This is a genomic window from Brevibacillus sp. IT-7CA2 (assembly GCF_949767855.1).
Classification (GTDB): domain Bacteria; phylum Bacillota; class Bacilli; order Brevibacillales; family Brevibacillaceae; genus Brevibacillus.
This window is the reverse complement of the sequence record NZ_CATKQT010000033.1, coordinates 357,511-371,853: the sequence shown is the minus strand read 5'-3', so window position 1 is coordinate 371,853 and position 14,343 is coordinate 357,511. Positions and strand designations below refer to the sequence as shown.

Annotated in this window: 10 protein-coding genes; 1 reads left to right on the top strand and 9 read right to left on the bottom strand. The window is 48.0% G+C overall.

All coding sequences use genetic code 11. The annotated features are described in order from the left end of the window. Positions 1 to 61: 61 nt before the first annotated feature. From pnpS to citZ, 5 genes are all read right to left on the bottom strand, one after another. A complete protein-coding gene (pnpS, locus tag ACM6JA_RS18345; RefSeq protein WP_414853480.1) occupies positions 62 to 1,825 on the bottom strand; it encodes a two-component system histidine kinase PnpS in 1,764 nt (587 codons plus the stop codon). Positions 1,826 to 1,838: 13 nt separating this feature from the next. Continuing rightward, the gene (locus ACM6JA_RS18340; protein WP_007725334.1) at positions 1,839 to 2,534 is read right to left on the bottom strand and encodes a response regulator transcription factor; all 696 of its coding nucleotides are present in this window, start codon (positions 2,532 to 2,534) and stop codon (positions 1,839 to 1,841) included. Between the two features lie 718 nt (positions 2,535 to 3,252). After that, the gene (mdh, locus tag ACM6JA_RS18335; protein ID WP_414853479.1) at positions 3,253 to 4,191 is read right to left on the bottom strand and encodes a malate dehydrogenase; all 939 of its coding nucleotides are present in this window, start codon (positions 4,189 to 4,191) and stop codon (positions 3,253 to 3,255) included. A 52-nt stretch (positions 4,192 to 4,243) separates the two neighbouring features. Further along, entirely contained in the window at positions 4,244 to 5,527 is a 1,284-nt protein-coding gene (icd, locus tag ACM6JA_RS18330) for an NADP-dependent isocitrate dehydrogenase (RefSeq protein ID WP_007725336.1), read from the bottom strand. A gap of 154 nt (positions 5,528 to 5,681) precedes the next feature. Next, complete coding sequence (gene citZ, locus ACM6JA_RS18325; RefSeq protein WP_106841708.1) at positions 5,682 to 6,794, bottom strand: citrate synthase; 1,113 nt, start codon at positions 6,792 to 6,794, stop codon at positions 5,682 to 5,684. 425 nt (positions 6,795 to 7,219) lie between these two features. Here citZ and ytvI point away from each other — a divergent pair, with 425 nt between their 5' ends. After that, the gene (ytvI, locus tag ACM6JA_RS18320) at positions 7,220 to 8,350 is read left to right on the top strand and encodes a sporulation integral membrane protein YtvI (protein ID WP_414853478.1); all 1,131 of its coding nucleotides are present in this window, start codon (positions 7,220 to 7,222) and stop codon (positions 8,348 to 8,350) included. A gap of 77 nt (positions 8,351 to 8,427) precedes the next feature. Here the strand turns inward: ytvI and ACM6JA_RS18315 are convergent, their stop codons facing one another. From ACM6JA_RS18315 to pyk, 4 genes are all read right to left on the bottom strand, one after another. Then, the gene (locus ACM6JA_RS18315; protein ID WP_007725339.1) at positions 8,428 to 8,823 is read right to left on the bottom strand and encodes an FxsA family protein; all 396 of its coding nucleotides are present in this window, start codon (positions 8,821 to 8,823) and stop codon (positions 8,428 to 8,430) included. Positions 8,824 to 8,825: 2 nt separating this feature from the next. Further along, positions 8,826 to 9,257 (bottom strand): acyl-CoA thioesterase, encoded by a 432-nt coding sequence (locus ACM6JA_RS18310; RefSeq protein ID WP_414853477.1) that lies wholly within the window; start codon positions 9,255 to 9,257, stop codon positions 8,826 to 8,828. 607 nt (positions 9,258 to 9,864) lie between these two features. Next, positions 9,865 to 12,126, bottom strand: a complete 2,262-nt coding sequence (gene nrdJ, locus ACM6JA_RS18305) for a ribonucleoside-triphosphate reductase, adenosylcobalamin-dependent (RefSeq protein ID WP_414853476.1) — start codon at positions 12,124 to 12,126, stop codon at positions 9,865 to 9,867. Between the two features lie 443 nt (positions 12,127 to 12,569). After that, positions 12,570 to 14,324, bottom strand: a complete 1,755-nt coding sequence (gene pyk / locus ACM6JA_RS18300; RefSeq protein WP_414853475.1) for a pyruvate kinase — start codon at positions 14,322 to 14,324, stop codon at positions 12,570 to 12,572. Positions 14,325 to 14,343: the final 19 nt, after the last annotated feature.

Here is a 14,343-nt window from a genome sequence, read left to right as displayed (position 1 = left end):
GATTGTATTGTAGAAGTAAAGCTACTATTTTGTTTGTGTAAATGTTTTTGCAGTAGCTTTTTTAGGTAAGGGGAAGTGTAACTGTGAAGGTTGTCCCTCTTCCTTCCTTGCTCTCCACACTGATATGTCCGTGCAAATTTTCCACGAGATGCTTCACAATTGCGAGGCCCAAACCTGTTCCACCTGAATCACGGCTACGCGCCTTGTCTACACGATAAAACCGCTCAAAGATACGCGTGAGTTCCTTTTCTGGAATGCCGATCCCGGTATCCATCACTTGAATGGTGATGTTTTCGCTGTCTGCCTGTGTCTTGACGTTGATTTTTCCACCTTCTGGCGTATAGGCGATCGCATTCGTCAACAGATTCAAGATGATCTGCTGCAAGCAATCCTTATCCGTCATGAGCCAAATATCTGGCTTCGGTGAAGGAAGCGTGATCGTCAATTCCTTGCGCTGTGCCTGGTCATGCATGATGGCAACTGCCGAACTGATTAAATCCTGCAAGTGAACCTTACTCAGATGCAACGGGATTCGCTTCTGCTCGATTTTGGACAGGTCCAAAATATCGCGGATCATCCGGTAGAGTCGCTCGCTCTCATCCGAGATGATTTGCAGGAAGTTACGACATGTTTCCTCGTCCTGCATCGCCCCTTCAAGCAAGGTCTCTGTGAAGCCCTTGATCGAGGTAATCGGCGTGCGTAGCTCATGCGATACGTTTGCCACGAATTCACTGCGCATCTTCTCCAGGCGGCGAATGTCGGTGATGTCGTGCAGCACCACGACTACACCCCTCGACTCCCCCTTGAAGTTAATATAGGGAGCAAAATTCACGTCGAGGATGCGTTCCTGCGGGTAATAGATGTGTACCTCTTGGCGGAACTTCTCGCTTCTGTCGAGGCACCTGTCGATGTATTGGCTGAGCCCAAAGCTCTTGCCTGCCTCGATATGCAGCTTCCCTACAATCTCATGTCCAGCAGTCCCCAACAGCTTTTCAACGGCGGGATTGACCAGCATGATCCGACGTTGCTCTGAAATGAAGATCACGCCACTCGTCATATTGGTCAGCACACCTGCTAGGCGCTGCTGATTCTCCGAGATTTCGTACATCTGCTGCTCCAGGCTCGATGCCATGAAGTTGATCGCTCCTGCTAGCTGACCGATCTCATCCTTTGCTTTGATTCTCACACGGCTCTCGTATTGGCGCTGTGTAATGTTGCGGGCTACCCGGGTGATCTCCTCGATCGGACGAATAATGGAAAAGGAAATGCGGGAAACAACAATCGATCCGACTACCAAAGTAACCAATAAACCGGTGAGCAAGCTGTACCACATTTTGTGGATCGTATCGGTAATATCTTTCATTGACATCGCTGAACGAACAACACCGAATATTTCGTTGTTCAGTTCAACAGGTACTGCAACGTACATCATGTCATAGCCGAGCGTCTCACTGAAACGGCGGGAAATCCCTGTTTCTCCTTTCAACGCTGCCATCATCTCCGGTCGGTCATGATGGTTTTCCATCTCTTCCGAGTGGGAGGAGTTGTCGTACATCACCTGACCATCCTTGTCGATAATGGTAATCCGTACTTCATCCGTTGGCGCTACTTGTGTGACCCGATCCGCTAACGTCGCTTTATCGGTAAAGACGTTCGGGAAACGGACCGCCTGAGAGATGAGCTTCGACTCGCGGGACAATAGCTCATTCAGTGATTGGAGGTAGGAATTCTCCAGCACTTTGGCAAAATACATCCCCATCACCAATAGTACGAGGGAGATTAAACCCAAAATAGTCAAAGTGAGTTTGATTCGAAAGCGAGTCAAGGTAAATCCTCCGTTATCCTTCCAGTTTGTATCCTAATCCGCGAACTGTTTTAATGTATTTCGGGTTCTTCGTGTCATCCTCGAGCTTTTCACGCAAATGGCTGACATGCACGTCCACAATTCGAGAATCCCCGATAAAATCGTAGTTCCAAACAGCGTTCAACAATTGATCGCGCGTCAGTACACGTCCTTGGTGGCTCGCTAAATAGTTAAGCAGCTCGAATTCCTTTGGTGTCAGCTCGACCTTGACGTCTTTACAAAACACCTCGTACTTCTCCGGATAGATGCGAATATCCCCAAATTGGAGTAACACCTCTTGAGGCGCTGTAGTCGCTTCTGGCGTGTTCTGAAACCGCCGCAGAATGGCTTTTACGCGGGCAATTACTTCTCTCGGGCTAAATGGCTTTGTCAAATAATCATCGGCACCAAGCTCAAGCCCCAAAATCTTGTCGAGCTCATCATCTTTCGCTGTAAGCATCAAGATCGGCGTATTATTGCGTTCCTGGCGCAAGGTTTTGCATACATCCATTCCATCCATCTTGGGAAGCATCAAATCAAGAATGATAAAATCAGGCTGCTCGCTCTTAACCATTTCCAAGGCCTGTTTTCCGTCAAAAGCAGTTACGACCTGAAAACCTGATTTTTCAAGATTAAATTGCAATAGCTTTACAATGGAAGCTTCGTCATCCACTACCAATACTTTGATCATCTGTCTGTTTCCCCCTAGCGTTGCAATGCTTGCGCTCGATTTTCTATCCTACGTCCCCTGAAAAATATTTCTCTCTACAATACTCAGTCTGCCAATGCTCATTGCGGAAAACAAGTAATTTTTTTGTAAAGACATGCTGATGGGCATATAGAACTTTCTTGCTTGGCAATAGTATTCCTCTTTTAGGTAAAGGTATCTACTTTAAAAATCCTTGCTGTCTTCCAGCGGTAGTGGTCGGGAGAAGCCCTGCCACATGTTCTCCAGTCGCCTGTATCCTCTCTTCGTTCGGGCGGTCTCCTTCCAAACATGTGACAGTGCTTTCGTACAGCTGTGGATGATTTCCGGCTTTTAGGACGTCTTGCAAGGTGGCTCAAAGAAGTTTTTGCGAGATTGAATGTAGTGCTAACACACTTTTATCCTTGCGCACTTTTTTTAAACAGCTACGTGGAAGAAGCGAATTTCCAGTCCAAGCGCCTCTGGAGCCCATCCCAGCGTAGGAAAAAATGGCGGGGAATTTCAGCTTCACTTATGAATGACATCCTCGAAACGTCTACGTTTGAAGCGCTCCCGCCATTTTTTCCGAAGTGGACAGTCAATCTCCCCTTGCGGGGCGTAGGCCGAAGCGTAGACTGGAAATTCGCTTCTTCCCCCCACTAGAGCCACTTTATCAAGCAAAAAAGACGCCTTCCCAAAGAAAGGCGTCTTACATGTATTGATCTTATTTCAAAACAGCCATTACGCTGCGTACAGAGTCAGCAGATTTGTCGAGCGCTGCTTTCTCTTCGGCAGTCAGATCCAATTCGATCACTTTCTCGATCCCGTTTGCGCCGAGCAGAGTCGGTACACCCAGGTAGAGATCGTTGTAGCCGTACTCTCCTTGCAGAAGAGCGATGGATGGCAGAATGCGTTTTTTGTCCTTGATGATGGCCTCAGCCATTTGTACCAAGGAAGCCGCAGGTGCGTAGTAAGCGGAACCGTTCCCTAGAAGGTTTACGATCTCGCCGCCGCCCTTGCGAGTACGCTCTACGATCGCATCCAGACGGTCTTTCGGGATTAATTTTTCCAATGGGATACCACCAGCATAAGAGTAGCGAACCAAAGGAACCATGTCATCACCGTGACCACCCAAAACGAAGCCTGTTACGTCTTCTACAGATACATTCAACTCCATAGCCACGAAGGTACGAAAACGAGCCGAATCCAGAACGCCGGATTGACCGATTACGCGCTCTTTCGGGAAGCCGGACGTTTTGAAGAAGGTGTACGTCATCGCGTCAACTGGGTTGGACAGTACGAGCACGATAGAGTTAGGTGCATATGTTTTTACTTGCTCTGCAACAGATTTCATAATACCAGCATTAGTGTTCACCAAGTCATCGCGGGACATGCCAGGCTTGCGGGCAATACCTGCTGTGATGATGACGAGATCAGCATCTTTGATGTCTTCATAGTTCGAAGTACCTGTGATGCTTGCATCAAAGCCTAATACTGGAGAGGATTCCATCATGTCGAGCGCTTTACCTTTTGTTGGGTTTTCCAGTTGCGGAATGTCAACCAATACTACGTCGCCCAGCTCTTTTTGCCCCAAAATGAATGCAGTTGTTGCACCAGTGAAGCCACTACCGATAACAGCGATTTTTTTACGGTTGAATGCCATGAACTATTCCCCTCCAAAAATGTAAGTGTAAAAATTTGTACCCAAATCTATCTTACATGTTTTGAATCAGAGCGTCAGCAAACTCGGAGCATTTCAGTTCTTGTGCGCCTTCCATCAAACGAGCGAAATCGTATGTTACTGTTTTCGCGGAGATGGTTTTTTCCATGGAGTTGATGATCAAATCAGCTGCTTCGTTCCAGCCCAGGTGACGCAGCATCATTTCTCCGGACAGGATCACGGAGGATGGGTTTACTTTGTCCAGACCAGCATATTTTGGAGCTGTACCATGAGTTGCTTCGAAGATCGCATGACCAGTCAGGTAGTTGATGTTTGCACCTGGAGCGATACCGATACCGCCTACTTGTGCAGCCAGTGCGTCAGATACATAGTCACCGTTCAGGTTGAGTGTTGCTACTACATCGTACTCAGCTGGACGAGTGAGGATTTGTTGCAGGAACGCGTCAGCAATTACATCTTTCACGATGATTTTGCCAGCTGCTTCTGCTTCTTTTTGTGCTTTGTCAGCGTCGCCGCCTTCAGCTTTGATACGATCGTATTGTGCCCAAGTGAATACTTTGTCGCCGAATTCTGCTTCAGCTACTGCATATCCCCAAGTTTTGAAAGCACCTTCCGTGAACTTCATGATGTTACCTTTGTGTACGAGGGTAACGGATTTGCGGTTGTTCTCGATCGCGTAGTTGATCGCTGCACGAACCAGACGCTCAGTACCATCTTTGGAAACAGGCTTGATACCGATACCAGAAGTTTCTGGGAAGCGGATTTTCTTCACGCCCATTTCGTTTTGCAGGAAGTCGATTACTTTTTTCACTTCTGGAGTACCTTCCGCCCACTCTACACCAGCGTAGATGTCTTCAGTGTTCTCACGGAAGATTACCATGTCAGTCAATTCAGGATGTTTCACTGGGGATGGAACACCATCGAAGTATTGAACAGGACGTACGCATGCATACAGATCCAACTCTTGACGCAGTGCTACGTTGATAGAACGGATACCGCCGCCTACTGGTGTAGTCAAAGGACCTTTGATTGCGATCAGGTATTCACGAACAGCAGTCAGCGTATCTTCTGGCAACCACTCGCTGTATTGGTTGAAGGATTTTTCACCTGCGAATACTTCGAACCAAGCGATTTTCTTCTCGCCTTTGTATGCTTTTTCTACAGCTGCATCCAGAGCGCGAACGGAAGCTTTCCAGATATCAGGGCCAGTACCGTCACCTTCGATGAAAGGAATGATCGGATTGTTTGGAACTACCAATTTACCGTTATCCACAGTAATTTTTTCGCCTACAGTTGGTTGCGTCAGGTTTTTAAACACAAAAAATCCCTCCAGTGTTATATATATTTGGTGATTATGAATATTTCCAGACGTAGGAGAACTACCACTCACTTGTGGTAGTTCTCAAGCATGCGCTCAGGAGCGATCAGCTTGGGCTGACCACCTGCCCTCCACGCTCGAAAATAGCGAGTTCTTAGCGGCGGTCAATTGGGACGTAGTGTTGGTTGACCGGACCGGTGTAATCCGCGCGAGGACGGATCAGGCGATTATTTTCATATTGTTCCATGATGTGTGCCGTCCAACCGGACATACGGCTGATGGCAAAGATCGGTGTGAACAGGTCTGTTTCGAGACCGAGTGAGATGTAAACAGATGCGGAGTAGAAGTCAACGTTTGGCTTCAAGCCTTTTTCGCCGGAAATCATTTCATCGATCTTCACAGACATCTCATACAGCTCAGGGCGACCGATTTGCGCGGTCAATGCTTTGGACATTTCTTTCAGCCATTTCGCACGTGGGTCACCGTCTTTGTATACACGGTGTCCGAAGCCCATGATTTTTTCCTTGTTATCCAGCTTGGTGCGGATGTAGGATTCTACGTTAGCCATGCCGCCGATTTCGTTGAGCATTTTCGCTACTGCTTCATTAGCGCCGCCATGCAGAGGGCCTTTGAGCGTACCGATTGCGGACACGATACCGGAATAAATGTCAGTCAGAGTCGCAACAGATACGCGAGCAGAGAATGTTGATGCATTAAACTCATGGTCAGCATGCAGGATCAGAGCAACGTCAAATGCTTTTACTGCCGTTTCTGTTGGCTCTTGGCCTGTGAGCATGTAGAGGAAGTTTTGTGCAATCGTGAAATCTGCACGTGGAGCTACTGGCTCCAGACCTTTACGCATACGCTCGTAAGCAGCGATCAAGGTAGGAGTTTGTGCCATCAGACGGATAGATTTCCGATAGTTGGCTTCAGGAGACATATCTTGCGCTTCTGTGTCGTAGAGCGCTAGCGAAGAGACAGCTGTGCGCAACGCCGCCATTGGGTGTACGCCTTTTGGATAGTGGCGAATGCTTTCCAGCACTTCTTGGGCCACTGCTGCATTTTCACCCAATTGTTTTTTCAAAGCGTCTAGCTGATCACGCTTCGGTAACGCTCCATGCCAGAGCAAATATACAACCTCTTCAAAAGTTGCATGTTCTGCCAGCTCATCGATGTTGATCCCGCCATAGCAAAGAACCCCATCGACGATCGAACAGATGGATGATTGAGCGGCAACAACGCCTTCAAGTCCACGAGTAGTTGTCATAGAACTCCCTCTCCTTTTCCACTCAAGTAGTAGTGCTTATCTAGTCTTCGCTTGTCCGCCATGACTGATAAACGACCTGATCACGTTCAAAAAAGACGACTTTTTGAACATCCTATCTATGCATTTGTAAGCAGCGGTTTCTTTCATCCACCACTCTTGACAGGGAATGTATCCACGCAAATCCTCACAAGGTCGTACATGAAAATGACGCTCGTGTAAGGGGAGAGGCGAGAGAAAAGAATCCACTAAGACGACCCAATTATAAAAGATTATTGCGATTTTGTGAATAAGGTTGGCGAAAAAATGTTTCGAAGGGTGAAACGGAGTTTTGTTTTTTCGCGATTCTTGCTCCACCCATCAGGCATGCTGCATAATAGAAACATCAGTATTTTGTTCGCACCTTCGCGGCGGAAAGGAGAAATTGTTTGAATCAGGAAAACTGGGTAGAGCGCCTCTTTCAAATCATTCGCTTGTTATGGGTTTGCCTGCTTGTCTATGTAGGGATTTGGGTATTTCAACACGCAACACCCTTACTGTACCCATTTATAATCGCTTTAGTCATTGCGCTCATCATCAACAAACCAGTTACGTTCATGACCAGAAAGTTCCGGATTCCACGCTGGCTTTCGGTCATAATCGCCCTCTTGGTTTTGATGCTGCTCGCTGGTGGAGTGGTCACACTGATCATCACGGAAACGGTCGTGGAAATCGGAGAGCTGGCCAAACGTTTGCCAGTCGTTTCACAGGAGCTAGCCCATTATTTGCAAAATACGATTTCTCAAGACTTCTTGATGGGCATTTACAATCAGATTCAGTGGTTTTACGATCAGCTCGATCCAAGCTATAAGGATAAGCTTACTAGTACGGTAGGCAGTGCGATCTCGACCATCACGAATGTCGGGCAGGACTTGATCGTCAAATTCCTGGATGGATTGAAAAACCTGCTTGTCTCACTCCCAAATATGGCGACGGTTTCTGTCATTTCCATCATGGGTGCCTTCTTTATCTCCAAAGATTTTGCTGTTTGGGAAGCGCGAGCTCGCCGTCTTTTGCCAACAGGGGTAAACAGCCGTCTCGATCAAATTTTTATTGATTTGCGCAATGCCTTGTTCGGGTTCGTCAAAGCGCAGCTGACTCTCATCTCCTTAACTGCTGCCATCGTGATTATTGGTCTGTTGTTCATGCGTGTCGAATACGCAATTACGATTGGCTTGATCACGGGCTTGGTCGATCTCTTGCCTTATCTTGGGACAGGGACCGTCTTTGTTCCTTGGATCATCTACATGTTTTTCAAAGGCAATTACACGATGGTCATCGGCTTGTCTATTTTGTACGGGGTCGTCTTGATTTTCCGTCAAATTATTGAGCCAAAAGTCGTTGCGGAAAACGTCGGTCTCGACCCTCTCCTCACGCTGGTCGCGCTGTTTGTCGGCCTCCAGCTGTTTGGATTCTTGGGCTTGATCATCGGACCTGTTTCACTCGTCATGATCAATGCTTTGGTAAAAGCCAACGTCTTCGTCGATGTATGGGGCTACATCCGCGGGAAGAAAACCTGACCCAATGTAAAAAGAACCGCTTACGAGCAGCATGTCACACAGCTCGGAGCGGTTCTTTTTTATAGGGAATATCTGTATTAGCGGCGGAAAAACAATTGAACACGACCAGACGAGATGAGATTCCACAGCCAGCGCTTCAACAGATGACGAATAATCATCCGTGTGTACGGAATGAGGAAGACCAGTCCAATCACATCCGTGACGAATCCAGGCAACAAGAGCAAAATGCCACCGATCAAAATCAAAACACCATCGATGAGCGAATCCGTAGGCATTTGCCCACGCGACAACTGGTGTTGGACCATCCGGAATACTTGCATCCCCTGCTGCCTCGCGAGCCAAGCTCCCAAGATCCCCGTGAGAATGACCAGCACGACTGTATTCCAACCACCGATCCACGATCCAATGGTAATAAGCCCCCAAAGCTCTAATCCAAACGCGACGACAAACAGAATGGCAAAAAAGCGGAACATGCCTATTCCCCTCCTTTATGCTGGAAGTCCAACCAATCATAGATGTCAGGCTCCGCTCGCGACAAGCGAATCGGCCTCAAAGCTGTGTTGGTAAATACATGCATCGTCTCTCCTGACACCAACAGCTGTTGGTCAGGCAATCTAACAATCTCGTAAGCAAAAGTGAGACGGACAGGACTCATCTCTTTTACACGCGTCCGTATTTCTACCTCATCGTCATAGCGGGCGGGTTGTTTGTAAGAGATGTTCGCATCTGTGACAGGCAGAAGTACGCCTTTTTCCTCCAGCTCACGATAAGTGATCCCTGCATGGCGAATCAATTCTGTTCTTCCTACTTCAAACCAGTTCAAGTAATTCGTATGGTAGACCACACCCATCTGATCGGTCTCGCCATAGCGGACGCGCAATCGATGGGAATGAATAATGGGAGTCATTTTGGATCGCTCCTTTCTCTATAGGATGATTGTACCATAGTCCACCTGCGTGGCTGTAGTGGTGGGGAGGAAACAGGAGAAAACGCTCCAGCTTCTAGGGCCACCCACTGTGGGATTGACTGCACGACTCCATGCAAAAAGCGAAACCGCGTCCAAAGTGGTCCATTCAGGATGTGTTTCAGAGGTGGACGCTTAAGAGCGTGTTTCGCTTTTTGCATTCCGTCTCGGGCGGCGTCCCTAAGATCTTCGCTTATTTCTCCTGTTTCCTCTACGAGCTTTGCCTGCTAGACGGGTTTTACATGCCTTAAAAGATTGAAGAATTTCATCTGATACGCTAGAGAAGAATATTTCCAGACGTAGCGACTTGTGGAGTCCTACCGAGCGGAGAAGGGATTCGCGGGCAAAAGAAACGCAACCGTGCCCATACGACGTAGCGGCTACCACTTTTGCGTTTCCCCGCGAATCCCTTCGGAGCGGGCAGTCTTAGCCCTCAGCAGGACGGAGCCTAGAGCCTAGACTGGAAATATTCTTCTCTCACTACAGCCACATAAAAAAACAGGAGCAGACTGTTCTTCCAGTCTCCCCCTGCTACTATTATTCGGATCGCTTAGCGAATCGGGCAAGCGCCGCCTTCGCAAGATTCAGCCGTGGACAGATCAGCCTCTCCGCCGGTTTCATACTGCTGTAAAATCGCAGGATCAAATGGCTTCATGGACTGCTTCAATACCTCATACTCTTCTTTGGTGCACTCTTCATATGGAGCCAATTGGTAGTTTCCTCCATCCAATTGCAAGAAGGATACACCTACGAAATTATCCCAGTTGTTGTAAACGATATCTTCTACTTCTACCCACTCTTCCTTGCGAACCGTAATGGTGTTCGAAGAGTTGTGCTCGGTATATTCTTTCTGGAAACGGAAGTACGTATCGAATTGGCGTTTTGCACTTACTTCGTTCTTCGTTTCTTCTGCGCCTGATGCCACAGGGAAATCGATCACGAGTGTGCGTGCATTTGCCATGCGCTCTTCATACGTTTCACCTGGTGATCCTACCTCTGGGTTTACTGTCCAGCCAAGAGCTTGTACTGCCTTTGCCAATGGATCCTCAGCATTGATACGAATGCGGCGGATGTAGTACGGCGAATGGGACCAGTGCAGACCACTGGAGACACCACCAGCTACCTGAGACAGCGTACCTTCCGGCTTCACGGTCGTTACCAGGAGTGGAGAGTTCACACGCAGCTCATACGCATAACGGTTCGCCTCGTCACGAGCAGCATCGCCCAGCTTGCGCAGCAGTTCGAGCTCTTGCTCTTCTGTATATCCAAGGGATGCCAACGCATCCTTCACACCAGTAAGGGAAGTTCCGAGCAAACGGTCACGCTGTTGAACGGTATCCCAATGCGGCAGCTCCAACGTAACCAGCGTCATGCGCAGACCGGCACGAGCAGATTTGCGTTGTGCTTCCAGCAAGCCATCGAGATCCAGATACTTGGATCCATCCTCGCGATCCTTCACGAATTCAACCAGATTGACTGTCGTCAGGTTGCAGACGCCATAAGAATCGAGCAGAATTTCTGCACAAGGGTTCAAGCCTTCTGCATTTGGACGACGACGATTTGCTTCTTCCAAGTTAATGAAGCCTGGTTCGCCTTCCAATTGCATCAAGGTGAACACAAGGTTCAAGAATGGCTTGGTCGGTTGTTTGGTAAAGGCGATCGAGTTGTTGGACATGCGGCGGTGATCCAGACCGGAGCGTCCATCTCCTACATTTTGGATGCTGTCAAACCATACAGGCTTGTGCTCTCCCAACAGCTCGCCCACACGACGGTGGTGGTTCAACTGATCCTCTGTCCAGAAGCCATTGATGCCGTATTTCGCCAGCATGCACTCGTAATCATCGTGATCGAACAGGAAAATTTCCGCTGTACGGCGTACGCCACCTACTACGACGTTTGCTCCGATGAGGTTTCCAATGTCGAGAATATGTATCGGACGGATTTTACCGTAACCTTTTTCATCACTCTCGATTGGTGCCAAATGCTGATCAATTTGGTTTTTCAACACTTTATCGATTCCTTCAAACATTTCGCGAAGCGGCTCATGACCACTAGCAGTACCGCCAAAACGCTTCAGTCGCTCGCCTTTCGGACGCACGCTGTTGTAAGAGATTTTCACGGTGTGAATGTGTTCATAAGTGGAATCTGTCAAAATTTGCAGGTAGAGACGGAGGGATTCTACCCAGCCTTCTTTACTGTCTCCCACATAAATTTTGGCAAAGCCGTTATCCAGTACATTCAGCTCAGAACGCTCCAGGCGTTGATGCTTTGGCAGCGGTCTGTATTCAGAAGAAAGCAGCGAAACATTCGTGCGAATCGGGCCCAGTCCAGCAGCCATTTCCTTCGTGCATTTGAAGCCTACGCCAGTTCCTACCAAGAGAAGGTAGAACAAATCGCCCAAGTCATCCCAAGACTTGATGTTCAGGAAGGAGCAGTTGAAGTTTGCCAACGGATACAAATCCGCTACGCCGTTGTCTGCACCGCCAACCCACAAGGTACGGCCAGACAAAAACTGGCGAAGGTTAAACATGTTGTCAAACAAACCTTCTGCCTCTTTTTCCATTGCGCGAGAATCGGCGTACAATCCGATTTTGTTCAAATGCTGATAAGCCAGCTTAATATTGTAATCCACCGAGCGGCGGCAAGTTTCTTTCCACGTTTCTCGTCTTCCCTTTTCTGGTACAAAGCGAGAATAAGTACGGTAGTAAACAAATTGTCCCAGAGGACTCATATGGATCGGAAAATCAGGATATTGATCTAAGAATTCATCCCGCAAAAATTGAGTTCGGGATACGGTTTCGGTCGCCAGCATATCGTTCCTCCTTCGAATCTTTCCTCTCTAGTTTAACTATCTTTATCTGAAAAACTCAATAGTTTTACCTATATATTGTGCAAAATAATTTTCGACAATACTAGATGTTGTGTTTGCTCTAAAAAAAACACTTGACACAAAATCCCGAACATTGGACGTACAGAAGGACCCTTTTATGTTCAGCCTTTTCTTGGCAACGAGCGCTACAACACCCATTCTGTCATGATTTGGAAACCCCGAACGTATGGATTTAATCCGTCCTGACACAAAGCCACCGACCGATTTTAACAGATTCCCACTCGCTTTGCACCACCTAATAATCACCGTTATCTGGTAAAACTTATCAGGTAGTTCGTCGGCTAATCCTTTTTACCCCAAGCCAAAAAAGGGTGACGCTTGGTCACCCTTCAGAGGTATGCTGTATTAAAGATGAATAGTATTACCTACAGAATCCGGGCATGTCCTGAGTAAATATGCCCACGTTCAGAATCCACCGTTACGATTTGCCCGTCCTTCAATACATCCGTAGCAAATTGCACACCTACGATGACTGGAACGCCGAGATTCAAGCCTACGATGGCTGCGTGAGAGGTAAGTCCGCCCTCTTCGCAAATCACTGCTCCAGCCTTGCCAAACGCTTCAATCATATCGGAGTCGGTACCGATGGTTACGAGGATCGCCCCTTCTTCTACCTTTGCCAGCGCTTCTTCAGCGGATCTAGCAATAACTACCTTGTTTGTGACAACTTTTCGGCCGATTCCCTGTCCTTTTGCTACCACATCGCCAATGACGTGGATTTTCATCAGGTTCGTTGTCCCAACTTCACGGACAGGTACGCCTGCTGTGATCACAACGAGATCGCCATGACGAACGAAGCCTGCATCAAGCGCCTCCTGGACAGACATCTCCAGCATTTCATCGGTTGTATTCGCCATTTCGCCCTTCACCGGGTACACGCCATTTACGAGTGAAAGACGGCGAATAATCGCTTCATGAGGCGTTACAGCCACGATTGGTGCTTTTGGACGGAACTTTGATACCATGCGAGCTGTGTGTCCGCTTTCGGTCGCAGTAATGATTGCCGCTGCGTCCAGATCCAATGCTGAATTGGATACAGCTTGGCTGATGGCATCAGTAATCGTCACTTGTTTGAGCTGTGCTTGTGCGTACAAGATCTCACGATAATTCAGCTCTTGCTCTGCACGTACAGCGATGCGCACCATGGTTTCGACAGACTCAACCGGGTATTTACCCGCAGCCGTCTCACCGGAGAGCATGATTGCGTCTGTACCATCGAAAATGGCGTTCGCAACGTCACTCGCTTCTGCACGTGTCGGGCGTGGGTTGCGTTGCATGGAATCAAGCATTTGTGTCGCCGTAATGACTGGCTTCGCGAGTTCGTTACACTTCTTGATCAGCTTCTTCTGAACAAGTGGTACTTCTTCTGCCGGAATCTCTACGCCCAAATCACCGCGCGCAACCATGATTCCATCTGTTACTACCAGAATTTCGTCTACGTTATCGACGCCTTCTTGGTTTTCGATTTTCGCGATAATATCGATACGCACGTTATGGCGCTCCAGGATTTTGCGAATCTCCAAGATATCCGATGCTTTTCGGACGAAGGAAGCCGCAATGAAATCGACTCCTTGTTCAATACCGAATTCGATATCCTGTGCATCCTTTTCTGTGATACCTGGCAAGTTGATTTTGACACCCGGAACATTGACGCCTTTTTTGCTCTTCAGTGTTCCACCGTTTTTGATCAAGCAGACGATTTCGGTGTCACTCACTTCCTGTACAGTCAACCCGATCAAACCGTCGTCGATCAAGATCGTATCGCCGATTTTTACATCACGAGGCAATTCCGGATACGTAATGGAGACGCGCTCAACAGTACCTGGTACTTCCTCAGTGGTGAGGATCAGCGTATTTTCTTCTACGAGCTCGACTGCATCTACTGCAAGCGTACCTGTGCGAATTTCAGGACCTTTTGTATCCAACAGGATTGCAACGGGTTTCCCGGTTTCTTTTGATGCCTGACGAATGTTTACAATTCGCGCCGCATGCTCCTCATGGGAACCGTGCGAGAAATTCAAACGCGCTACGTTCATTCCTGCTTCGATCAATTTTTTCAGTGTTTCAACCGATTCACTCGCCGGTCCAATGGTACACACGATTTTTGCTTTCCTTAACATAGGATGTAAGCCTCCTCAA